Source organism: Staphylococcus sp. HMSC14C01 (assembly GCF_001808085.1).
Taxonomy (GTDB): Bacteria; Bacillota; Bacilli; order Staphylococcales; family Staphylococcaceae; genus Staphylococcus; species Staphylococcus hominis.
In genome coordinates, this window is the sequence record NZ_KV792037.1 from 1 (window position 1) to 22,126 (window position 22,126).

Here is a 22,126-nt window from a genome sequence, read left to right on the forward strand (position 1 = left end):
TTGCATTCCTCTACTAACCAGTGTTATAATTTGATTAACAAATAGTGTACTAACATGATAAACACCGAGCCCGATAACTACTGCGAATAGTTATCGGGCTCTTTTGGTGTATTAGCTATATGTCGTCGCTAAATTACTTTTCACGATTATTCAGCCAATGAGAAAATAACGTGAGTATAACTCCTACTATGATAGGAGCTATAATAGTTACAAATAGTGTACTGAACATGATGTCACCTCCTTCCATGCTAAATACAGCACAGAAGTGAACGACGACTTTTGTATTATATCATTTCTAATAATTGTGTTACAGATAACTTCCGATAAGTTAAATTATGTATTATTTTCTGTTTTTCTCTTTCCTTGTATTTTTTCAAATTCTTCTATATGGTTCAAAATCATTGTTGGAGTAATATTAATATATATACTTTCAAACTTTATTTTGGGGTAAATAATAGAAAAATTATTTACATTGATATTCTGAGATAGTGAGGCGTATAAGAAAATAAATTTGATGGTGAATGAATGGGGAATATCCTCCTTTTGTTATAGATACTATTTTCAAAAAAAGATGATTATATTCAATAAATTCACATGATTTATATGTAAATTATGTATATTTAACACAAAATAATAATTACTTAATTTACTCGTTTGAGTTTGTATTTTAATAACAGGCGCATATTTGCTAAAAGAGGATGATTGTATGAAATCAGTTACTTATCAAGGATATAAAAATATGGAAGTATGTGAAGTAAATAATCCAACAGAAATTATCACTCATACTATGCCGTTAGAAGATGTAAAAGAAGTTTATGACATCTTTGATCAAAAAAAAGATAATACTATTAAAGTTATTTTAAAACCACAATACTATATAGATAAAGACGCCTTACTTTGAATAACTCGTTCAAAGTTGAGGCGTCTTTTACCTATATATTTAAATTTTAACATTTTTCTATTTAGAAATTTCTTCCAGAAATTCATCCCCCCCAATCACAAATTGCATAAACTACTTTATCGAGTGTTTTTCCTATGTTTGTTAACTTATACTCAACTTTTGGTGGAACTACTGGATAGACAATTCTTTCAATATTTCTATATTGAAAGAATCTATGATAAGAAAAGAGTTGAATGAATATAATAAATATAAACTCATCCAACTCTTCTATTTCTACTGATTGATATAGCGTTTCAAGTGTTTAGATGTCAATGTTTCTGAACTATCAATAAAGTTTTTAGGTGTTCCACTAAATTGGACCTTTCCGCCATCCAACCCAGGGCCTGGACCGACATCGATGATCCAATCTGCTTCACACATAATCGATAAATTATGTTCAATCAAAATAACTGTATTGTTTTGATCAATTAAATCATCAAAACACTCCATCAATATAGGGATATCCGATTCATGTAGGCCTGTGGTTGGTTCGTCAAAAATAAAAATACTATTTTTTATCTCTTCATCTAAATGTTGTGCTAGTTTCACGCGTTGAATCTCTCCACCAGACAAAGTGGATAAAGGTTGTCCAAGTGACATATAATTCAAACCTGTTTTACTTACAGATTGTAATTTTGACTTAATATCATTCTTTTTATCAAAGAAAATAATACCTTCGTCAACCGTCAAATCGAGAACATCGGCGATTGAATACCCATCTATGGTAGCATCTAATACTTCTTGTTTATAACGTTTACCATGACAAACTTCACATGTCTGTGAAAAATCACCCATAAAAGCAAGTTCCGTTTTAATGTAGCCCTTTCCACCACAATTTGGACAGGCACCTTTTGAGTTATAACTAAACATAGCTTTATTTAAGCCTGTTTCTTTACTGAAAAAGCTTCTTACGCTATCAAAAACACCTAAATACGTTAACAGATTAGATCTATTAGATCCTTGAACTGCTTTTTGATCAATAAAGATGGTATGGTCATTATTTTCAAAACCTGCTTTAACAAGGGTACTCTTACCTGAACCAGCAACGCCTGTTAAGACTGTTAATACGTGTTTAGGTATAGACGTTTTTACGTTATTTAAATTGTTTTGTGTCACAGGACCGATATTATAAAAATGGTTCGCTTCACGAATATTCTCTTTTAAATTATGTTTGTGACGTAATGCGTTACCTGTCGAAGTATTTGAAGAGAGTAATTCATTATATGTTCCTTCAAATGTGATTTCACCACCATTTTTTCCTGAACCTGGTCCCATATCTATGATATAGTCCCCTTCTTTAATAACATCGGGATCATGTTCAACAATTAACACAGTATTGCCTTTGTCTTTTAAAGATTTTAAAATTTCATTGATTTTAGCTATATCTTCCGGATGCAAACCAACACTTGGTTCATCTATAATGTAAACTAAATCCGATAAAGAACTATTTAAATGACGTATTAATTTAAGACGTTGCGCTTCACCGCCTGATAATGTCGTTGTGACACGGTTAAGCGTTAAATAACTTAATCCAATATATTTTAGTGCTTCTAACTGCTTTTTGAGAGGATCAATAATATATTTAGCTGTTGGATCCTCTAATTTATTAAGAAACTCTAAATTTTCCTTAATTGTCATTTGTGTGAAATCAGAAATATTTTTACTCATAATTTTAGAACTTAATATTTTCGAGTTTAAACGTTGACCTTTACATGTAGGACATATTTTATTATTTACTACATTTTTAAGATGTTTGGCATAGCGTTTTTTATTAAATTCTTTATCGCCTAAAAATATTCTACTGAATCTAGGTATTAGCCCTACATATTTAGCTGACTTTCTCCATTCTTTAGGAGGATTTTTTAACGTCATTGGCTCTTGATATAAAAATAATTCTAATTCATCTTTTGTATAGTCTTTCAATTTTTTATTATTATCAAATAAACCACTATCTCGATAGGCTTTACCACGCTCTTTATCTGGTCCAAAAGAAGGAAAGTCTATGGCACCTTCATTTAAAGACTTATCCCAATCTAGCAATTCATCTAAGTTAATGTCTTCAATATATCCTAATCCTTCACAAGTTTTACACATGCCCTTAGGACTATTGAAGGAATATACATCTGAATAGCCAACAAACGGTTCGCCTATTCTAGACCACAGTAATCTAACGGAGGCATATATATCCGAAACTGTTCCTACCGTAGAGCGAGAATTCCCATTGAATCTTTTCTGATTAATTGTCATTGCTACAGGAAGATTTTTAATTTTTTTCACTTTCGGTCTAGGTTGTTGATTTAAATGAAATTGGATATAACTGGAATAACTTTCATTTAGTAGCTGTTCAGATTCCGCAGCAATAGTATTAAACACTAAAGATGATTTCCCTGAACCAGAACGTCCTGTAAATACGGTTACTAAGTGTTTTGGGATATTTACATCTATGTTTTTCAAGTTATTTTGTGAAGCACCTGTAATATTAATAAAATCCATTAAGTATCCTCCCTTTATAATCCTTATAACATTGATTATTGCATATTAATCAATGATTAACTACTCATTCAAAAGACGACAACTTTAAGTCTTTTATATTACAAATTATTCCACCAATTCAATCCGTCTTCACTAAGTAATTTTTCACTTTCTTTAGGTCCATAGCTTCCAGAGTCATAATTAGGAAACTGCGGCTGTTCTTGTTTTCATACATTTACAATATCAACGAGTAATATAAAAATGTTTTCAAAATTCAATTACACTATATTTATATCAATAGCGTTAATATTTGTTAATACTGAAATTTTTGTCATCTACGAACATATTAATATAAATAGAATTATAAAATTTAAAATATGACTCATTTGTCAGTATTGTTTAAAAACAGGAGCTATGTAAAAATGAGTTATATCAAATATTAAAAGATAGATGTCAGTACTTCAAATGTTTATAGAACTTTTAAATAAAATACAATTCAACATATAGGACTCTCTATTATAACGTTATTAATTATCGGGATAAGAAAAACTCATGACACTCGTTTCAAAAAACAAAAAGAAAGGGTTAATCATGCTAAATATTAAAGATCAAAATTATTTTAAAAGAGCAATAAAAATCTTTATATTATCAACAATGTTATTACTAGTAACAATTCCAATCGCTTTATTTTTTCATCCTTCAGAAGAATTTATAAAACAATTAGGATCCAATTCACCTGAAAGCGTTAGTAAAACGCAGGGACTAAAAAAAGTTTGGGGGTTTATACAAAACAATGGCTTTCATGTACCAATACAAATGCTTTTGTTAGCTTTAATACCCATACCATTTTTATATACTCTAAATTTAATAGTATCGCTTATTATTCCTGGCATACTATTCGGTTTTTTCATCCATTTTGATACTTACAAAGGTCTAACTAGCTTAATCGCTTATATACCTCATTACACTTTGGAAATGATGAGTTTTTGTATATTTACTAGTGGTCTTTATATGCTAAATAAATCAATTTTAAGAAAAATAACCAATCTATTCAGAAAAGAAAAAAAGCAAAACTACTCTTTCAAACTAAGTTTAATTAATTTATTAAAAGCATATTTATTCGTCTGTTTACCATTGGTCATTTTAGCAGCATTTACTGAAACATATATAGCTGATATGCTTTCAAATTTAATGAATTAAATACAAACAAAAGAATACAAAATCGCAAAAAGTGAGGTCATTTTATGTTTCTTGAAAAATTAAAATGCAGTCATTGTGAAAGAGAAATCGACAAAAACGAAAATATAACAATACACACAAATTCAAAAAATCTTAATGGCGTAACAAATCTAAAAAGTTGGGCTAAAAATCAAAACGTTTTATGTGAAAAATGCTCAAAATAAAAAAGAGCCTGTATTTAGGCTCTTTTTATTAGTACATCATATACGATTATTAGTATTTCCATGTCTTTGTTTAACTAATAAATAAACACCATTTATTAAACCCAAAATAGTCCAAGCAACTGATAAGTAGACATTATCCAGACTATAAATTGGAGCCATAAAAATTAAAAAGAAAATATTCATAATAAACGAAATACGATGAAATGTGCTAAGCTTATTAATATCAATTCTGTTATTTTGAATAATAAATCACATCATCACTGAATTTCTCAGTATAAATGTTCAAAATTAATAATACTCTATGTCATAATGACAATAAAACAATCGTATATATTAAATGCAGTTTTGTTGCAAATACAGAAAAAATATAAATAATTATCATTTTTACATGGTAGTATTCTCTTAACTGGCAACATGTGACTAATTACGCAGCATTGTGAAAATCCATAATCATAAATAAATAATTATAGAAATCACCCAGGAAATAATATGTTAGTTATTTTCAGATTGATTGGAATTATTTTGTCGTTTTTGTTCTTCCATGACTTTATCGTTAGGACGACTGAAGTCGCGTCCATATATCTCTTTATTTTTACTGTTATTTCCTTTATACATTGAACTTTCATTAGCATGTTGAATGTGATTTTGTTTATCTGCTTCAGTTCTGTCATCAATGAGATTTCCTACTTCTCCTGATGTTTTATTGACTGTTGTTGCAGCTTTCATTGGAAATCCTACTGCATCATTAAGTAAAAATGTGACAACATATTCTTGATCGTTTGTTCTATTTCGATCAATGTTAAACTCATGATAGGCCCCACTACTAAAAACGTTTTTTGCTTTTTGAATTGCCTGTGCTTCACTTAGCTCTTGAGTATTATTATGAGTAGATTGGTTATCTTTAGTTTGTTGTGTTATTTCGTTATTCTGTGTAGATTGATTAACTTTATTTTGTTGAGTATTTTGATTATGGTTTTTATTATTATGTGATTCTTGTGTCTGTGTCTGTTTCTTATCCTTATCCTCTCGATTTTTATCATCCTGTATAATGTTTATCGAACATGCGCTTAATAATATAGTACTAATTAATGCTATACTTAATATTTTTTTCATCATGAAAACCTCACAACCATCTAAGATATTTAACTTCTTAGAGGATATCTTTATTTGTCATTTCCAATATTTATTTCTAGAATTATAAATCACAGACGCTATTCCAAAGCCGAGTACAATAAAAATGAGTATGTATATAGAAAAGTTATCAGTCTGTATGTAAAATTTAAAAAGAATAAACAATAAGAAAGCCACGATGAAATACACAGGAATAAATGATTTCTTCCAAAAGATAGAATCTTTCATGAATATCCTCCTTTAATAATATATTTTATCTATATATTAAGATTAACATTTTATATTAATCTTTTTCTAAAATTATCTGTATAATTATATTTTATTCTCATACATAAAAACTTAGAACATAAATAGATGTCTTAAGTATGTTTAAATTATAATTTTAATAAATTATAGCTTTCTAAATATACTTTTAAGAATTCAACTATAATAAATAACCGTAAAGCTTTTTAATATACCTTATCATCATTGTAATTGCACGAAAATGATAGTTGATTGTTATTTTAAATCACGTTATGTTTGAAACAAGAATTCTAGATGTACAAGGAGATCATTACATGAAATTTATTAGTATTGTTTTAGGATTGCTAGTTATCATTTCATGGTTATTTGTTTTACGAGAATACCAACATGGACATGAGAAAACAGAAAAAGGAAAGTTAGTCATTATCATTGCTTGTATATTGACTTTCATTATGACATTAATCAATACACTCGATTAACAAAAAAACAGCACCTCACAATGAGGTGCTGACCTGTCTAATGAATAGTTTAAGATATAGTAAAATTGTAAATACTAGATTATTTATTTAATACTATTTTCTTTAAACATCAAATCATTATTTTTATCTTTTTCTTTATCTATCATACTTAAATTCTCAATAAATTCATTAATTAATTTGCTACTGTGTACTATATTTTCGTTTTTATACTTATCATAAATATCTAATTGATCAAATGTATTGTTCTTAATTTGATCAGCTAATTCTTCTTCATTTCTAGTAAACAAAGTATAAAAATCTTGGTATATTTTGCTATAAAAGCCTCTTACTAAATTAAATTTACTAATATCCTTAGTCAAGAAATAGAATGGCTTATTTATATGAATCGCATCGAAGAATATAGAAGAATAGTCTGTAACTATCAAATCGCTCAAAAGAATGAGCTCTTGAGAATCTACCGAATCATTAACTGTGTATATCTTATGGTTAAAATTCTCACTTGGTAGTTTTTTATCCATTGAATGAGATTTATTTATGACAATATAATCATCTCCTAAATAAGATAGGAGTAATTCTAAATCTGCAACATAACTTGTATCTTGATTACGTTGATTTTTCTTATAATTATAGTCTCTCCAAGTAGGTGTATATAGAATTATTTTTTTATCAAACGGTATATGGAATTTTACCTTTAATTTTTTTATTAAATTATGATTATTTATATTTTTAACTAACCATTCATTTCGAGGATAGCCATAATTTAAAATCTTATTTTTAGGAAAGTCAAAAGCTGAAGAGAAAATATCTTTCGCGATTGATGAATCGGAAAGTAAATAATCCCATCTTGCTATATCATTTTTTATTCTAACTTTATGATTAGGATTTAGTCGTAACATTTGAGACTCACTTGAATCAAAAACCATTTTTTTAAAAGGCGTTCCATGCCATAATTGTATCCATTTTTGGTTATCACTCTTACGAAAAGCTAATGGCATCCAACTTTCTGCTATAATAAATTCGGAAGAATAAAATAAATCAAAGAATTGATTACTTCTAGGCTCTATTCTATATTGTTCATGTACTTTCGTATCAAAAGTTACAAATTTTAACTTTGTAGGTGGTAGAAAATCTTTCAAATAATCAAATAAATATTTTGAATTCCCTTGATAACGATAATCAAAACCAAGCATCAAGATAGTACCTGGGATAATATGTTTAGACAGTAGATTTTGTTGTTTTCTATCCTTTTTTTTCTTTCTTCTTTTATGCACATATCTTCTTGAATGATACACTATGGGTTCTAAGAAGTAATTACTTTCAATTTTTTGCTTTAATTTTTTCTTTTTTTGTTTCTTTTTATTAAGACGATGAGAATAGAAATTGATTTTCCCTTCTCTATGTAGTTTAAATATTTTCTGCAATTTACTCACTTCATAATTAGCAATTAATTTATTGTGAAAAGCATGATGATATAAAGGAATAATATTTTTAGGAACATATGTATTAGGACTATACTGATTAATTATTTGCATAGTTTTATAAATGAAATCCCTTTTAATCTTTTTTGATTTAGGTAATCTCTTCTCTGAATAGAGTAATGCTCTATATATAAAGTACTTATTCACATTATAAGAACTATTTATATCTCTGGTTCCTTCGCTATTTAAAATTTCAGAACTTTTCTTAATAGCTTTTAAAAATGAATGATAATGTTTTAGATTATTATAATCAGTTTTAGTCGTACTCTTTTCATGGACTCTCACTTTATAGAAAATATTAGGAATAACAGGAGCACGCCACGCACGTAAAGCCACTTTTATATAAAATTCGAAATCTTCATAAATATAGCCTTCCCCAAACTTAATATCGTGCTCTATTAGAAACTCTCGTTTATACAGTTTATTGACAGTAAAATACGTACTACAAGCAAGCAATAATTCGCAAGTCGTTTTATATAAAGCAAGTTCTTGATTGTATTTTTCTTTATTCACGTAAATAGTTTGATTTTTTTCCGGATAATAGTACGCCCATTCAAAAATCACAAAGTCATTTTCATCATTTGCTTTATATTGTTTATAAGCTACATCAATTGCATTTTCTACTAATAAGTCATCAGAATCTAGAAATAGTATAGTTTCTCCTTGGGCTATCTCTATACCAAAATTACGTCTCGCGCCTTGTCCTAGATTTTCACCATCATTATATAATTTATAATGGATATTTTTCTTTTTATTACGATCTATATAATTTTCAATATGTTGTATAGAATTATCTGTCGAACCATCGTTTATTAACAATACTTCAATTTCTAAAGTTTCACTTTGATTAGCAACTGAATTTAATGTTTCTTCGATATATTCTTCTGCATTAAATATAGGAATTACAATACTTACATTAAATTTATCACTCATTAGTTTCACCTTTCTTGTTAAATTGTGATATTCTTTTCTTTAATCGACTAAAAATGGATTCACTTTCTATTTCAACTAAATAATTATTTTCAATATCCTCAACAATAAATTTTATATTTTTAAATAACTCTACAAAAGTTAATTTTATAATAAAATTATTCATACTAAAATCTGAAGTTAGTAAATAGAGTAAATCTTTCTTCCTTTTATATTGTAAAGTTGCTCTATTCAATCCATGCTTATTTTTAACGTATACGTTAGAATTTTCATTAATATAATTTAATTCATCTGAAAAAGAGAACATAATTTCACGTCTGACTATATTAAATGAATGGATCCATACCTGTGTATTATCAATTTGATTATACATATTATATTCTTTTAAATGATAGAAAAAGAAAATGTATCTTTTTTCGATTTTTAATTCATCAATAATTTTTTTATCAATATATTTGAAAAGAAGTTTAGATAGATTTATAAATTCTTTCTTATTCAGATATTCTGTATGTATATAACTTAAATTATGACTTAGAAGAAATTGTAAATAATGTATGCACACTAAATATTGAATATAATAAATAACTTCACCATAATATGCTAATGACATATTTATTAAATACAAAAAGTTATTCTTAATATGATTATTGTATCTATCTCTTCTTGACCAAGCAGATTGAGATAATGAATTACTATCGTTTAGATTATAGAGATATTTCACCTTTTTAACTAATCCATATTTCTTATATTTTAAGATTAGAAAATTTATTAATTTAGCATCTTCCCAAAAATGAATAGACTCATCAAAAGGCTTTTCTATTGCCTTTAATATTTCAGTCCTAAAGACGACGCCTCCTATATGAAACCGAATGCAATTATAATTTTCAAACGCATCTATATAGTCTTTTTCTTCATTGAAACAGTAATTTAACGAATGATTTTTATATTTATTATCCTTATTCGTTACTATTGGACTAATAGCTAAATTTATCTTTCTATTCTTTTCGAAAAAATCTATATGAGTTTCAAAGAAATTTTGACTTACTTTATCAGAGTCATCAATAAAAGTTGTAAGTTTAGACATTTTAGAAATATACTTTAATCCTTTGTTTCTAGCTTTACTAACACCTTTATTACTTTGATGTATTATTTTGACCTCTTCATAATCATTAAACTTTTTTAAAATATCTCGAGTATTATCTTTACTTCCATCATCTACTACAATAATCTCCCTGCATATATTGTTAGATGCATATAATACATTAGTTATAGTTTCTTCTATGTATTTCTCACTATTATAAGTTGTAATTATAATGGAAAACATGATTTACCTTTCTTTATCTAATAATTATATTTTAAAACAACATTATTATAATAATATATTTTCATTTATAATTCTATATTACTTAAAAATATTTGTATCATAATTTTTGTATTTATTAAAAATATTAAAAAAACATATAAATTGAATTGATGAAAATAATCTTTTTTCCTTTTTAATTATATATCACTCCAATATTAAATAAATAAACTATTTTAAATTAGAAGTAATATTAATATTTTTAAACACAAAAAACAGCACCTCACAATGAGGTGCTGCTCTTTTATATCTTCTATTATGACACAGCAACATGATCCACGTAGCCATCCGTAACATGGAATGTAATATGACCTTTACCTACTGTGAAACCGTATAATCCTTCTGTTTTATCTGCTTGTTTTTTAGACAATGGTTGTTGATATTGATAATGATCTCCGTAAACGTCTTTCACTTGTTCTAAGCTTACTGTTTTAGGTGCGACCTTAAAATCAATCATTGCTGCTGTGTTGCCTTTGACTTGATTAAATGTTTGGTCATACTTCGTTGTTGTTGATGTACCGTTTTGATACTGCTCATTCACTTTAATTCCGTTAAATGTCACATTTCCAGCTTTTAACGCATTATAGAACGTGTGATTTAATACGAATTCGCCACCTGACTTTGTATAACCATGATAATCATAATGATAGCCTTGTGATGTTTGCGTTTGTGCATGTGCTTCATTTGATACCCCGTTATGCTCAGTTACATTAAACCCTAATACTGTTCCTAAAGTAATACCACCAACGACCATTGCTTTTGCAAATTTCTTCATTATGGATCACTCCTCTTATAGAATTATAATGAACTTCCACCTTTAATATATAATATTACACTCAAATATTCAAATTTTTATAAATTAAAATATAAATTTATTGAAATATAATTAATTGAAAATCCAATTAATTATATAATACTTATAATATTACTCTACTTTTTATTCTTTCATTATTTTTAATTTGTATTCAACACATGTTAGCCTTAAATCATACATATTTTAATTGATAAGGAGAGAACTAATGAAAACAATACGTTATTTCCTATACTTTTTTATCGTTTATTTTATAATCTTTTATTTAGCACAACGACTTTTAAAATTAGATCTAGGTATTGTGCGTTGTTTCATTTCATCTGTTGTTTTCGCTATAATGATGAGTTATTTTGCTTACTTTGCGAAGAAACTTAATAGATAATACCTATGTTTATTTGTCATACTTCTGCTTCATTCTATTAACGGTACTTCTTTCTATATCAGTAGTCATCCTATGAAAAGTTAAAAAACGTCATGACATGGTATCAATTGCTAGAAATGTAAATAATAAAAATAATGAAGAATATGTCGTGCAGATTCTTAGATTTAAAGGAGGTATTGTCTATAATGAAGATCATTGATGTAGCTATGTATCTTGTTCACTCTACAATACCTTTATTAAAATTAACGATGGACATGTTTTTTTATTTTGAAAACGGGAATACTTTACTATACGCTTTAACTACGTAAAACTTAACAAATGGAGGTCATATTATGGCTGGATATAAATCACCAGGACGTAAAATTTCTGAATATATTGGTATTATTGCTATCGTAGCAGTATTTGCTGGCGTTTTTTATAAAAACCTTAAAAATGAAAACCAAACTGGTAACGGTTCTTTAGGCTAATTTAAATATTTTTTATAGATGATAAATAGAGCCATCCTTCACTCATCAAGTAGTGAGGGGTGGCTTGTTTTTTATTCTGGTCTAGGACTACGTTTCATTTTAATATATTGAGAGATACTATAAAGCGCAATACCAATCCAAATAAAGATAAATGTAATGAATTGGTGGATATCGAATTTTTCTTTAAATACGAAGATACCTAGTAAAAAGATAATCGTTGGACTAATGTATTGAATAAATCCTGTCAGTGATAGCGGAATGCGACGAGCGCCCGCTGAGAATAAAATAAGTGGGACAGCTGTTACCGCTCCAGAGAATAAGAGTAAAAATGTACTCATATTCAAACCGACTGATGATTGGTGTGCTTGCCATAAATAAATGATATAAATCAGTCCTGCTGGTGCTGTCACAATACATTCAATCGCAATCCCACTCATTGCTTCAACACGTACCAATTTTTTTAGTAAACCGTAAATCCCAAATGAGAATGCCAACATTAAAGAAATAATTGGAAATTCTCCTATCTTTATTGTCATGTAAATGACGCCAATTACGGCTGATACAATCGCTAACGTTTCAAACTTATTGAAACGCTCTTTTAAGAAAATAAATGCGAGTAAGACACTCACTAATGGATTAATATAATAACCTAAACTGGTTTGTAGCACATGACCATTAGACACTGCCCAAATGAATGTTCCCCAGTTAATCGTAATCACATAACCTGCAATAATAATCGCAACAAGTTGAATCGGATGTGCTACGAGTTGATTGATATCATGTTTAAGCGCTTGTGATTTTTTTAATACAAAAATCATTAGAATCATAAAAACCATCGCAAGGATAATGCGATATGCTAAAATTTCAAATGCGCTAATACCGTGAATGAATCTCCAATAAATAGGTAGAATCCCCCATAATAAATGCGCCCCTAACGCAAATAAAATTCCTTTTTTAAATTCTGCATGATTATCCATGCTAAACCCTCCTAGCAATATTACCCTGGAAATATGTATAACTCTATCGTATCAGTAGTTAAACGAAATGGATATATCTAGAAGAATTTTTAAAAAAAAGGTAGCAATTTATATCGCTACCTCTTTACCATTATCATTAATGATATATTCTATTGCCGCCTTCTCTAAATTCTTCGGCTTTCTCTTTCATGCCTTCAAGTTGTTCTTTGTAGGAATCGCGAATATCATGTGATAAGCGCATTGAACAGAATTTTGGTCCGCACATACTACAGAAATGTGCAATTTTCGCTGATTCTGCTGGTAATGTTTCATCGTGAAATTCTCTCGCTCGATCAGGATCTAACGCGAGGTTGAATTGATCAATCCAACGAAACTCAAAGCGCGCTTTACTAATTGCATCGTCGCGTTCTGTTGCCCCTGGTAAGCCTTTAGATAAATCTGCTGCATGTGCTGCAATTTTATAAGTGACCACACCATCACGTACGTCATCTTTATTTGGTAAACCTAAATGTTCTTTAGGTGTCACGTAACATAACATTGCCGTACCATGACTCGCAATTTGAGCAGCACCAATGGCAGATGTAATATGGTCATATGCTGGTGCAATATCTGTTACAAGAGGTCCTAATGTATAAAATGGTGCTTCTTTACAATAAAAATCTGCTAAATCTTGGTTTTCTTTAATTTTATGCATTGGAATATGCCCTGGACCTTCAATCATAACTTGCACATTATGTTTCCAAGCAATATCCGTTAACTCACCTAACGTTTTCAACTCCGCAAATTGACTTTCATCGTTAGCGTCATAAATTGAACCAGGTCGTAAACCATCTCCTAGAGAAATAGCAACATCATATTGACTTAAGATTTCACAAATCTCATCGAAGTGTGTATATAAAAAGCTTTCTTCGTGATGTGCAAGACACCATTGTGCAATAATTGAGCCACCACGAGAAACAATCCCAGTTAAACGATCAACAGTTAATGGAATATAGTGAAGACGTAATCCTGCGTGAATAGTAAAATAATCGACCCCTTGTTCAGCTTGTTCAATTAATGTATCTCTATACGCTTCCCATGTTAAATCTTCTGCCACCCCATTTACTTTTTCTAACGCTTGATAGATGGGCACTGTTCCTACTGGTACAGGTGAGTTACGTAAGAGATACTCACGAGTTGTATGAATATTTTTTCCTGTAGATAAATCCATAATCGTATCTGCACCCCAATGTGTGGCCCAAACTAATTTTTCAATTTCTGCTTCAATAGATGAAGACACAATAGAGTTACCAATGTTCGCGTTGATTTTTACAGAGAAGTTTTTACCAATAATCATTGGTTCAGATTCAGGATGATTGATATTGTTAGGAATAATCGCGCGTCCTCTCGCAATTTCTTCCCTTACAAATTCTGGTTCCACTTGTTCTCTAATTGCTACAAATTTCATTTCTTTAGTGATAATCCCTTGTTTAGCGTAGTACATTTGTGTAACTGGTGTATCTTTACTGCCACGTCTTGGTTGATATTCGAATGGATGAGCTACATAGTTTTTATGGCCTTCTTTTGAAAAACCGTTATCAATCGATTGAATACGGCGACCTTCATAATGTTCAACGTCTTCACGTGCTTCAATCCATGCATCGCGAACCTTTGGAAGTCCATGATTGATATCAACCTCATAACTGTCATCATGATAAGGACCTGCTGTATCGTACACTACGACAGGTTCATTTTGAAAACTACGTTGTTCTAATTGGGTATCAGAAAGTTCAATTTCTCGAAATGGTACAAAAATATCACTATCATTACCTTCACCTTTTTTAAAAATACGTTTACTTGCTGGGAACGTTCTTTTAAAATTGATTTTTTCTTGTTTCATTAACAATGCCTCCTAAGTTAGGTTACTAGAAGGGTCTAATATCACTGATTATATAATTCATAAAAAAAGCATTCAGCTTAATACTGAATGCATAAGAATAAGTGAATATATACGAAAATATATGTAAGTATCATAATGAAGAAAATGATTCATCGTTAAATTGACCTTTTCATCAAATTATGAAAACATCCATATGTCATTGTAAAGTGACTCACTGGCTTCCCTACGCTAGTATTAACTAGATCAGGTTCAAAGGGTTGGAACATGATGTTCCTTTCAGCAATATAAAGCACCCCTAGCAGAGATTATTAAATTATAGGTTACTTAACCTATACTTATACAATGACTTAAAATTCCAAGAATATCAAGTCATTATATTAAATATTTTTATAACTTTTAGACATCCGAAAGTCTAACTTCACACAACCCGAAGTCTTACCCAAAGATTGAAAAAGCAGCACCCATAAGGGTTACTGCTGTTTTATTCCTTTGACTTATCCTCCAAAGAACAAATCAATAAAGTCTCTACTTCTGTTTCTATCTTGTTTATAAAATTCGGTATATCCACAATTTTTACAAGTTATCGTCTTAAAATTATTATGTTGTACATCTAAAAATTTAGACAATCCTGAGCCTGTTGCAGATAATGTACCTTCTTCTACTTCTGTATGACCACATTTTATACAACCTTGATTTTGGTTTTCTGACATAATGAATCACTCCTTCACTTTATTTTTACGTTTTTTAAATGTAGAGATGAAAAATGCAATATTCAATATTAACAATAAAGCAATGGCTACGATTAATGAAACAATAATAGATTGAGATTCTGAGCGACTGCATATTTTAACTACCCACCCAATTATATCTGGTAAACAAACAATGAATATCACTAAAGCAAACAAACGCTGTTTCAACATAAAACATAAAGTCATTACAATTAATAACAGAATCAGTCCTATGATCACACTCTTTGATTCAGTTAGTGTAATGATATGATAAATGGAATAGCGTTTTGTAAGATACGTACTTAATAAGATGAGACCAAAAATAACTGCACCCCATATAAAAGCATAAATATATACTCGTCGTTGCTCTCCATACTTTACAAGACCGTTTCTAATTAAGAAAAAAGGTAAAATCGTAGTTATACAAAAGATAAATAAGATATTAATAATAAAACCAATTGTCACATTAAGTTGTTCTGTAAAAAAGTTTGGGATAATAAAAATAGCTAGCATAAATGCTGAAAATAAAGCTAAATATTTAAATAACCCCCTAGTTAAAATTATATATTCTGAGAATTGATCAGCATAATCTTTTACTGGCGTATTTAGAATATCACTAACATCATCGTGATTCTTTTCAGCAAGTTCGAAATGATCTCTTAACTCTTCTATAATATCATTAACCTCATGTTCATCTTTGCCTCTAAATAAAAGTTCAGCCTTTAACTTAAATAAGTAGTCTTCTTTTTCTTTACTTATCATTATTATCACTCCTGAATATATGATTCATACCTTCATTAAGCGCTTGCCACTTTTTCTTAAACTGTTGTAGTTCTTTGAGTCCACTTTCTGAAATAGTATAGTACTTACGTTTAGGTCCACCGTTGTCGGATTTACGCATGGTTGTATGTACATATCCCTTTTTATCTAATCTTAAAAGTACCGGATAAATACTGCCGTCACTAATTTCGGGAAATTGATGTTCCTTTAATTTCTCAAGAATTTCATATCCATACGTTTCTCCTTTTGCAATAAGACCTAATATTGCCCCATCTAAAAGTCCTTTCATCATTTGATTAGATATTGTCATGTGATCACCTTTTACTAACTATCTTATAATATAAGATAGTATAAAATAATAGCTCCGTCAACTAACTTATAATGTAAGATAGTTGAGTATAAATAAAGTCCCAGAAGTACTTTAGACTCCTGGGGACTTCATGATAAAAAGTTATTTATTATCTATAACATCAATAAATATGGATTTTCAATATATTTAGCAAGTACTTTTAAGAAATCAGCTGCGCCTGCGCCATCTAAGATTTGATGATCGAATGTTAAACTTAATGGGATATGAGAGATTTGTTTTACATTATCTCCTTCAAGAACAAGTTCTTTAGCTAGAGCACCGACACCTAAGATACCTGTTTCACCTAAATTTAAAATTGGTGTGAAGTATTCGATACCACTTGCACCCATATTCGTAATTGTAAATGTAGCGTCACTCAGTTGAACGTCACCTGTATTTCCTTCACGTACTGCTTCAGCTGATGTTTTAATTTCTTTTGCTAAAGTGCCAATACTTTTAGTATCTGCATTATCAATGACTGGCACCATAAGACCATCTTCAAGTGATGTCGCAATACCTAAATGTACATCATCGTATTCTGTTAATTCACCGTTTTCATAACGAGCGTTCATTGCGCCATATTCTTTAAGTGCTAGGACTACTGCTTTAGCTAATAAAGCTGTGACTGTCAATTTTACATTTTGATCTGCATCTTTTAATTCTTCAGATAATCGAGCTTTAAAGTCTAATAAGCGATCTGCATTGACTTTGCGATGTAATGTTAATTGAGCAGTATTATTAAGACTTTGACGCATATTTTGAGCAATACGTTGACGCATTGGGTTTAGACCTTCACCAATGCTAGACACATCGAAGTTTTGCGCCGTTGAAGATACACTTTCGTCAGACGTACCCGCTTCACCTTCATAATCATAGCCTTCTGAGTCTACACGTTGAACATCTAATTTTGTAATACGATCATTTCCACCTGTACCTTTGATTCTTGTGATATCAAGGTCCTTATCTTCAGCCATATTACGTGCTAATGGAGAGATAAAGATACGTTTTCGTTGTTCAGGCTTCGCTTCGTTTTCTGTATCTTTTTTATCAGATTGTTCTTCATTTGAAGATGCTTGTTGATCTTCAGACGTTGTATCGTTATCTTTATTCTCTTGGGTAGTTTCTTCAGAATCATCGTCATCGCTTCCTACGTCTTCGCCTTCTTCTCCGATGATACCAAGCACTGCTTTTACTTTTGCATCTTCGCCTGCTTGTACTTTAATTTTTAGTAATGTTCCGCTTGCAGGTGCTTCGACATCGTTGGTTAATTTTTCAGAGCTAATTGTGACAATGCTTTCGCCTTCTTCTACTGTATCACCTTCTGATTTAAACCACTCTTCTACAGTACCTTCTTTCATTGTCATACCAAGCTTTGGCATAATAATATTTTCACTCATTGTGATACACCTCCCTACACGTTAGCCTTTTTTAAGTCATCAACTAATTCAGATGCGACGTCTAATACTTTATCTGCATTTGGAATATATGCCGCCTCTAAGTTTGATGCAAATGGTACTGGTGTATCTGGTGCTGTTACTTTTTTGATTGGACCGTCTAAATAATCGAATCCGATATCACCAATGACAGAAGCGACGTCGCCAGCAATGTTACATTGTGGACTTGATTCATCAATAACAATTAAGCGACCTGTTTTTTTCACTGATTCTAACACTGTATCTTGATCCCATGGAGACACTGAACGTAAATCAATGACTTCTACTGAAACGTTATCTTCTTCAAGTCGGTCAGCTGTTTCTTCAGCCACTGCAACCATTTTACCAATCGCGACAATCGTTAAATCATCACCATCTCGTGTGACATTGGCTTTACCAATCTCAATCGTATAAGGTTCTTCAGGGACATGACTTTTTTGACCAAGTAATGTTTTATCTTCTGAAAATACAACTAAGTTGTCGTCTTGAATCGCTGACATTAATAATCCTTTTGCATCATATGGATTTGATGGTACAACTACTTTAACACCTGGAATTGTTGCGAACATATTATATAGAGATTGAGAGTGTTGGGATGCCGCACTTGCGCCAGCGCCATGAACGGTACGTACCACTAATGGAATTTTAGCTTTACCACCAAACATATATCTCATTTTTGCACCTTGGTTTAAAATTGGGTCTAAACCAAAGCCAATAAAATCGTTAAACATGAGTTCTGCGATTGGACGTAATCCGGTAGCTGCTGATCCTACAGCTGCACTTAATGTAATATGTTCAGAAATAGGTGTATCAATCACTCGTTTACGACTATATTTTTTAGCCAGTCCTTTTGTAACACCGAATACGCCACCAAATGTATCGTCGTCTTGAATATGTTCTACTTTTGCGCCACCTGAAACGTCTGTACCAATTAAGATGACATTTTCATCTTTCTCCATAGATTGATCAATCGCTTCATTAATCGCACCCATAAATGTTAGTTTACGTTCTTCACTCATCGTAAAAACCTCCTCGTCTGGTTAGGTTCGTTCTTATCTATTTCTTCGTTTTAGTGCTTTAAAGGTTTGTTATGCAAAGACATCTTTGTATAGTGAATCTTCATCTGGTAATTCACTTTCGTCCGCAAATTTCACAGCATCTTCTACGGCTTGTTCAGCTGTTTTTTCAATATCGTCTGCTTCTTCTTCAGTTAACCAACCTTCTTCAATCGCTTGTTTTCTGAATTCTACAGTGGCATTTTTATCCGCATTACGATCATTTGGTGATTTAACTTTTTGTTCGTCACCTTCAAAGTGACCATATTTACGATACGTATCACATTCGATTAATGTAGGACCTTCCCCTTTTTTAGCACGTTCTACTGCTTCTTGTGTCGCTTGATAGACTTCTAAAACATTCATGCCATCCACACGTACGCCTGGCATATTATATGCAGAAGCACGTTCAGCAATCGTTTCAGATGCACTTGCATAGTCATGTGTCGTACCTTCAGCGAATTGGTTATTTTCACAGACAAAGATAACTGGTAAGTTTAAAATTGAAGCGAAGTTTAAACCTTCGTGGAATGTGCCTTCATTTGCGGCACCATCACCAAAGAAGCATACGGCAACATTGTCTTTACCTTGATTGATAATTGAAATACTTGCACCAATCGCAAGACCAAAGCCACCGCCTACGATACCATTGGCACCGAGCATCCCTTTGTCAATTTCGGCAACATGCATTGAGCCACCTTTACCATGACCTAAACCATCACGTTTACCCATGATTTCTGCCATCATACCGTTTAAATCGCAACCTTTTGCGATAGCATGTCCATGACCACGGTGTGTACTTGTAATATAATCATCGTCAGTTAGTTGTGACATGACACCTGTGGCAACGGCTTCTTCACCGACATATAAATGTACAAATCCTGGGATTTGACCATCACTAAAAATTTTGTGTACCTTCTCTTCAAAAAATCGAATTTCATTCATTGTTTTATAAATCCAACGTGCTTGTTCTTTTTCCATTTTCATTGTCAATTCCTCCTATCTTTCATAGGGCGTAAGTGTAATAACTACATGTGAATTGCAGAACCAAAGTATGCATTCGCACCTTCGCCAATCGCTTCTAATAATGCTGGATGTGGTTGAATTATTTCGGATAATTCATAGATGGTACCTTCTGACGCTTTTACTCCTAGGACTTCGCCAATTAAGTCTGTCGCATGAGGTCCTACCATAAAGGCGCCGAGTATTTCCCCATATGTTTGATCAATAACTAATTTTATAATTCCTTCGTTTTCCCCTTTAATAAGCGCCTTCGCATTACCTTGAAACGCTGATTGTGTGACTTTCACATCATATCCTGCTTCTTTTGCTTGTTCTTCTGATAAGCCAATGGATGCAGCTTCAAGTCGTGTATAAATACAACGTGTAATGTTCTCTTGACGAACAAGTGGTGGGTGTTCTCCAGCAAGTGTTTCTGCTACATGAATACCATGTGCACTTGCAGCATGTGCAAGTTGATAACCTTTGACTAAATCACCAATCGCATAGACATGTTTTTGACTTGTTTGATAATGGTCATCCACTTTAAAGAATTTGCCATCCATCTCTAAATTTAAATCTTTAGCCACTTGTGTATTCGGTTGTCTACCTGTCGCGACAAGTAACGTGTCGAAGCTGACGTCATCTTGACCATCGAGTACAATTTTAGTTTTATCTACTGTTTTAATTTTCGCCTTTGTAATAATGTTAATGCCTTGATTTTCTAAATGAGCTTTTAATAACTCACGTGTATCATCAATTTCAGTAAGTAAAATATCATCTGCCACTTCAACAATGGTTACGTTCACGCCAAGATCAGCCATTGATGAAGCGAGTTCTGTTGCGATGACACCACCGCCAATCACTGCTAACTGTTTAGGTAGTTGTTTTAAATCGAAAAATGTATCTGTTGTTTCATAATCGACGTTATCTAATCCTTCAATAGGTGGTACAAATGGTTTACTACCTGTCGCTAAAATAATATCTTTACCTTGATACGTTTCATTATTTACTTTTACGTTTAGGTCTTTTGAAATGCTTGCTTCTCCCTCAATATAAGCTACTTTATTTTTCTTTAGTAACTGTTTAACGCCACTCGTAAGTGTTTGTACGACTTTCTTTTTACGTTGTACAAATTTAGGAAAATCGATATTTAATTCTTTCGTCGTCATTCCCCAGTCATTAGCAACTTGAATGCTATGTGCTTTTTCCCCGTGTTCTAATAATGTTTTAGATGGAATGCAACCCACATTTAAACAAGTGCCTCCAGCATTGAATTTTTCAATGACTGCCACCTTTTTACCTAATTGCGCGGCACGAATGGCTGATACATAGCCTCCAGGTCCTGCACCAATCACAATCAAATCATATGATTCACTCATGAATGAACGCCTCCTTCCATAAGAGAACTTTTATTATTTTTAACATAAAGAGATTTTTGTAAGCGCTTTCTAATCTCTTCATTTTCATTTTACACTTTATATTTTGAATTTTCAAATTATTTAGTATTTATTTTTTTTATTTTTTCCATGCAAGTAGACATTAAAAATTTGGTGAAAATTTTAAAATAAAATCTATATAATTCTTATTTGAAATACGTTATACTTTATTCAATATCACTTTTAAAAGGACAGTTAAACTATGATTCAAACTATCATTACTGCTGCGATATTGTATATCGCAACTGCAGTCGACTTACTTGTTATTTTGCTTATTTTTTTCGCGCGAGCACAGACAAAAAAAGAATATAGAAATATTTATATTGGTCAATATGTAGGATCTGTGACATTGATTGTCGTAAGTTTATTCTTTGCCTTTGTCTTAAATTAT

At 30.9% G+C, this 22,126-nt stretch carries 20 protein-coding genes, 2 pseudogenes and 1 riboswitch; of the genes and pseudogenes, 5 read left to right on the forward strand and 17 right to left on the reverse strand.

Annotated elements, in window-relative coordinates; all coding sequences use genetic code 11:
- Positions 1 to 133: 133 nt before the first annotated feature.
- Complete coding sequence (locus tag HMPREF3131_RS11015) at positions 134 to 229, reverse strand: type I toxin-antitoxin system Fst family toxin (RefSeq protein ID WP_000493114.1); 96 nt, start codon at positions 227 to 229, stop codon at positions 134 to 136.
- A gap of 522 nt (positions 230 to 751) precedes the next feature.
- Here HMPREF3131_RS11015 and HMPREF3131_RS05945 point away from each other — a divergent pair.
- Positions 752 to 901: pseudogene (locus HMPREF3131_RS05945) on the forward strand (alcohol dehydrogenase); the annotation flags it as partial.
- Positions 902 to 983: 82 nt separating this feature from the next.
- Here HMPREF3131_RS05945 and HMPREF3131_RS11400 read toward each other — a convergent pair.
- Positions 984 to 1,094 (reverse strand): annotated as a pseudogene (locus HMPREF3131_RS11400) (winged helix-turn-helix transcriptional regulator); the annotation flags it as partial.
- 80 nt (positions 1,095 to 1,174) lie between these two features.
- Positions 1,175 to 3,433 carry an ATP-binding cassette domain-containing protein gene (locus HMPREF3131_RS05950; RefSeq protein WP_049416111.1) on the reverse strand — a complete coding sequence of 753 codons (2,259 nt, stop codon included), beginning with the start codon at positions 3,431 to 3,433 and terminating at the stop codon, positions 1,175 to 1,177.
- Positions 3,434 to 4,003: 570 nt separating this feature from the next.
- On the opposite strand from HMPREF3131_RS05950, the gene HMPREF3131_RS05955 reads away from it, so the two are divergent.
- Positions 4,004 to 4,612, forward strand: a complete 609-nt coding sequence (locus tag HMPREF3131_RS05955) for a stage II sporulation protein M (RefSeq protein ID WP_070436580.1) — start codon at positions 4,004 to 4,006, stop codon at positions 4,610 to 4,612.
- Between the two features lie 695 nt (positions 4,613 to 5,307).
- Here the strand turns inward: HMPREF3131_RS05955 and HMPREF3131_RS05960 are convergent.
- Positions 5,308 to 5,928: a hypothetical protein gene (locus tag HMPREF3131_RS05960; protein WP_070436530.1), complete on the reverse strand. Its 621-nt coding sequence runs from the start codon at positions 5,926 to 5,928 to the stop codon at positions 5,308 to 5,310.
- Positions 5,929 to 5,985: 57 nt separating this feature from the next.
- On the reverse strand, positions 5,986 to 6,174 hold the full coding sequence (locus HMPREF3131_RS11520) for a hypothetical protein (protein ID WP_049434216.1): 189 nt from the start codon (positions 6,172 to 6,174) through the stop codon (positions 5,986 to 5,988).
- A gap of 329 nt (positions 6,175 to 6,503) precedes the next feature.
- Here HMPREF3131_RS11520 and HMPREF3131_RS11320 point away from each other — a divergent pair, with 329 nt between their 5' ends.
- Entirely contained in the window at positions 6,504 to 6,668 is a 165-nt protein-coding gene (locus HMPREF3131_RS11320) for a hypothetical protein (protein WP_002449328.1), read from the forward strand.
- 83 nt (positions 6,669 to 6,751) lie between these two features.
- Here the strand turns inward: HMPREF3131_RS11320 and HMPREF3131_RS05970 are convergent, their stop codons facing one another.
- The 3 genes from HMPREF3131_RS05970 to HMPREF3131_RS05980 form a co-directional block, all read right to left on the reverse strand.
- Positions 6,752 to 9,079: a bifunctional glycosyltransferase/CDP-glycerol:glycerophosphate glycerophosphotransferase gene (locus HMPREF3131_RS05970; RefSeq protein ID WP_070436531.1), complete on the reverse strand. Its 2,328-nt coding sequence runs from the start codon at positions 9,077 to 9,079 to the stop codon at positions 6,752 to 6,754.
- Entirely contained in the window at positions 9,072 to 10,400 is a 1,329-nt protein-coding gene (locus tag HMPREF3131_RS05975; RefSeq protein ID WP_070436532.1) for a glycosyltransferase family 2 protein, read from the reverse strand. The genes HMPREF3131_RS05970 and HMPREF3131_RS05975 overlap by 8 nt, the downstream gene beginning before the upstream one ends.
- 292 nt (positions 10,401 to 10,692) lie before the next feature.
- Positions 10,693 to 11,211 (reverse strand): immunodominant staphylococcal antigen IsaB family protein, encoded by a 519-nt coding sequence (locus HMPREF3131_RS05980; RefSeq protein ID WP_070436533.1) that lies wholly within the window; start codon positions 11,209 to 11,211, stop codon positions 10,693 to 10,695.
- Positions 11,212 to 11,961: 750 nt separating this feature from the next.
- On the opposite strand from HMPREF3131_RS05980, the gene HMPREF3131_RS11525 reads away from it, so the two are divergent.
- Positions 11,962 to 12,096, forward strand: a complete 135-nt coding sequence (locus tag HMPREF3131_RS11525; protein ID WP_002449300.1) for a hypothetical protein — start codon at positions 11,962 to 11,964, stop codon at positions 12,094 to 12,096.
- A gap of 71 nt (positions 12,097 to 12,167) precedes the next feature.
- Here HMPREF3131_RS11525 and rarD read toward each other — a convergent pair whose 3' ends face one another.
- From rarD to lpdA, 9 genes are all read right to left on the reverse strand, one after another.
- Positions 12,168 to 13,073 (reverse strand): EamA family transporter RarD, encoded by a 906-nt coding sequence (gene rarD, locus HMPREF3131_RS05985; protein WP_070436534.1) that lies wholly within the window; start codon positions 13,071 to 13,073, stop codon positions 12,168 to 12,170.
- Between the two features lie 136 nt (positions 13,074 to 13,209).
- Positions 13,210 to 14,952 (reverse strand): phosphomethylpyrimidine synthase ThiC, encoded by a 1,743-nt coding sequence (gene thiC / locus HMPREF3131_RS05990; protein ID WP_049416101.1) that lies wholly within the window; start codon positions 14,950 to 14,952, stop codon positions 13,210 to 13,212.
- Positions 14,953 to 15,154: 202 nt separating this feature from the next.
- Positions 15,155 to 15,259, reverse strand: a riboswitch (TPP riboswitch).
- A 187-nt stretch (positions 15,260 to 15,446) separates the two neighbouring features.
- Positions 15,447 to 15,662: a zinc ribbon domain-containing protein gene (locus tag HMPREF3131_RS05995; RefSeq protein ID WP_017174769.1), complete on the reverse strand. Its 216-nt coding sequence runs from the start codon at positions 15,660 to 15,662 to the stop codon at positions 15,447 to 15,449.
- Between the two features lie 6 nt (positions 15,663 to 15,668).
- Complete coding sequence (locus HMPREF3131_RS06000) at positions 15,669 to 16,442, reverse strand: membrane protein (RefSeq protein ID WP_048680853.1); 774 nt, start codon at positions 16,440 to 16,442, stop codon at positions 15,669 to 15,671.
- The gene (locus HMPREF3131_RS06005; protein ID WP_048680855.1) at positions 16,432 to 16,770 is read right to left on the reverse strand and encodes a PadR family transcriptional regulator; all 339 of its coding nucleotides are present in this window, start codon (positions 16,768 to 16,770) and stop codon (positions 16,432 to 16,434) included. The genes HMPREF3131_RS06000 and HMPREF3131_RS06005 overlap by 11 nt, the downstream gene beginning before the upstream one ends.
- A gap of 152 nt (positions 16,771 to 16,922) precedes the next feature.
- Positions 16,923 to 18,206, reverse strand: coding sequence for a dihydrolipoamide acetyltransferase family protein (locus HMPREF3131_RS06010; protein ID WP_070436535.1), 1,284 nt, complete (start codon positions 18,204 to 18,206; stop codon positions 16,923 to 16,925).
- A 14-nt stretch (positions 18,207 to 18,220) separates the two neighbouring features.
- The gene (locus HMPREF3131_RS06015) at positions 18,221 to 19,261 is read right to left on the reverse strand and encodes an alpha-ketoacid dehydrogenase subunit beta (protein ID WP_070436536.1); all 1,041 of its coding nucleotides are present in this window, start codon (positions 19,259 to 19,261) and stop codon (positions 18,221 to 18,223) included.
- Positions 19,262 to 19,330: 69 nt separating this feature from the next.
- A complete protein-coding gene (locus HMPREF3131_RS06020) occupies positions 19,331 to 20,284 on the reverse strand; it encodes a thiamine pyrophosphate-dependent dehydrogenase E1 component subunit alpha (RefSeq protein ID WP_017174766.1) in 954 nt (317 codons plus the stop codon).
- Positions 20,285 to 20,325: 41 nt separating this feature from the next.
- Positions 20,326 to 21,678, reverse strand: coding sequence for a dihydrolipoyl dehydrogenase (gene lpdA, locus HMPREF3131_RS06025; protein ID WP_070436537.1), 1,353 nt, complete (start codon positions 21,676 to 21,678; stop codon positions 20,326 to 20,328).
- 259 nt (positions 21,679 to 21,937) lie between these two features.
- Here lpdA and HMPREF3131_RS11530 point away from each other — a divergent pair.
- The coding region (locus HMPREF3131_RS11530; protein WP_256262196.1) for a cadmium resistance transporter at positions 21,938 to 22,126 on the forward strand (189 nt) is incomplete at its 3' end.

Excerpts from the sequence above, each read along its gene's own strand:
- HMPREF3131_RS11525 (WP_002449300.1), top strand. The coding sequence starts at position 11,962 with ATGGCTGGATATAAATCACCAGGACGTAAAATTTCTGAATATATTGGT.
- HMPREF3131_RS05960 (WP_070436530.1), bottom strand. The coding sequence starts at position 5,928 with ATGAAAAAAATATTAAGTATAGCATTAATTAGTACTATATTATTAAGC.
- HMPREF3131_RS06015 (WP_070436536.1), bottom strand. The coding sequence starts at position 19,261 with ATGAGTGAAGAACGTAAACTAACATTTATGGGTGCGATTAATGAAGCG.
- HMPREF3131_RS11015 (WP_000493114.1), bottom strand. The coding sequence starts at position 229 with ATGTTCAGTACACTATTTGTAACTATTATAGCTCCTATCATAGTAGGA.
- HMPREF3131_RS05955 (WP_070436580.1), top strand. The coding sequence starts at position 4,004 with ATGCTAAATATTAAAGATCAAAATTATTTTAAAAGAGCAATAAAAATC.
- HMPREF3131_RS06005 (WP_048680855.1), bottom strand. The coding sequence starts at position 16,770 with ATGACAATATCTAATCAAATGATGAAAGGACTTTTAGATGGGGCAATA.
- thiC (WP_049416101.1), bottom strand. The coding sequence starts at position 14,952 with ATGAAACAAGAAAAAATCAATTTTAAAAGAACGTTCCCAGCAAGTAAA.
- HMPREF3131_RS05950 (WP_049416111.1), bottom strand. The coding sequence starts at position 3,433 with ATGGATTTTATTAATATTACAGGTGCTTCACAAAATAACTTGAAAAAC.
- HMPREF3131_RS06000 (WP_048680853.1), bottom strand. The coding sequence starts at position 16,442 with ATGATAAGTAAAGAAAAAGAAGACTACTTATTTAAGTTAAAGGCTGAA.
- HMPREF3131_RS11520 (WP_049434216.1), bottom strand. The coding sequence starts at position 6,174 with ATGAAAGATTCTATCTTTTGGAAGAAATCATTTATTCCTGTGTATTTC.
- HMPREF3131_RS06010 (WP_070436535.1), bottom strand. The coding sequence starts at position 18,206 with ATGAGTGAAAATATTATTATGCCAAAGCTTGGTATGACAATGAAAGAA.
- lpdA (WP_070436537.1), bottom strand. The coding sequence starts at position 21,678 with ATGAGTGAATCATATGATTTGATTGTGATTGGTGCAGGACCTGGAGGC.
- HMPREF3131_RS11320 (WP_002449328.1), top strand. The coding sequence starts at position 6,504 with ATGAAATTTATTAGTATTGTTTTAGGATTGCTAGTTATCATTTCATGG.
- HMPREF3131_RS06020 (WP_017174766.1), bottom strand. The coding sequence starts at position 20,284 with ATGAAAATGGAAAAAGAACAAGCACGTTGGATTTATAAAACAATGAAT.
- HMPREF3131_RS05975 (WP_070436532.1), bottom strand. The coding sequence starts at position 10,400 with ATGTTTTCCATTATAATTACAACTTATAATAGTGAGAAATACATAGAA.
- HMPREF3131_RS05980 (WP_070436533.1), bottom strand. The coding sequence starts at position 11,211 with ATGAAGAAATTTGCAAAAGCAATGGTCGTTGGTGGTATTACTTTAGGA.
- HMPREF3131_RS05970 (WP_070436531.1), bottom strand. The coding sequence starts at position 9,079 with ATGAGTGATAAATTTAATGTAAGTATTGTAATTCCTATATTTAATGCA.
- rarD (WP_070436534.1), bottom strand. The coding sequence starts at position 13,073 with ATGGATAATCATGCAGAATTTAAAAAAGGAATTTTATTTGCGTTAGGG.
- HMPREF3131_RS05995 (WP_017174769.1), bottom strand. The coding sequence starts at position 15,662 with ATGTCAGAAAACCAAAATCAAGGTTGTATAAAATGTGGTCATACAGAA.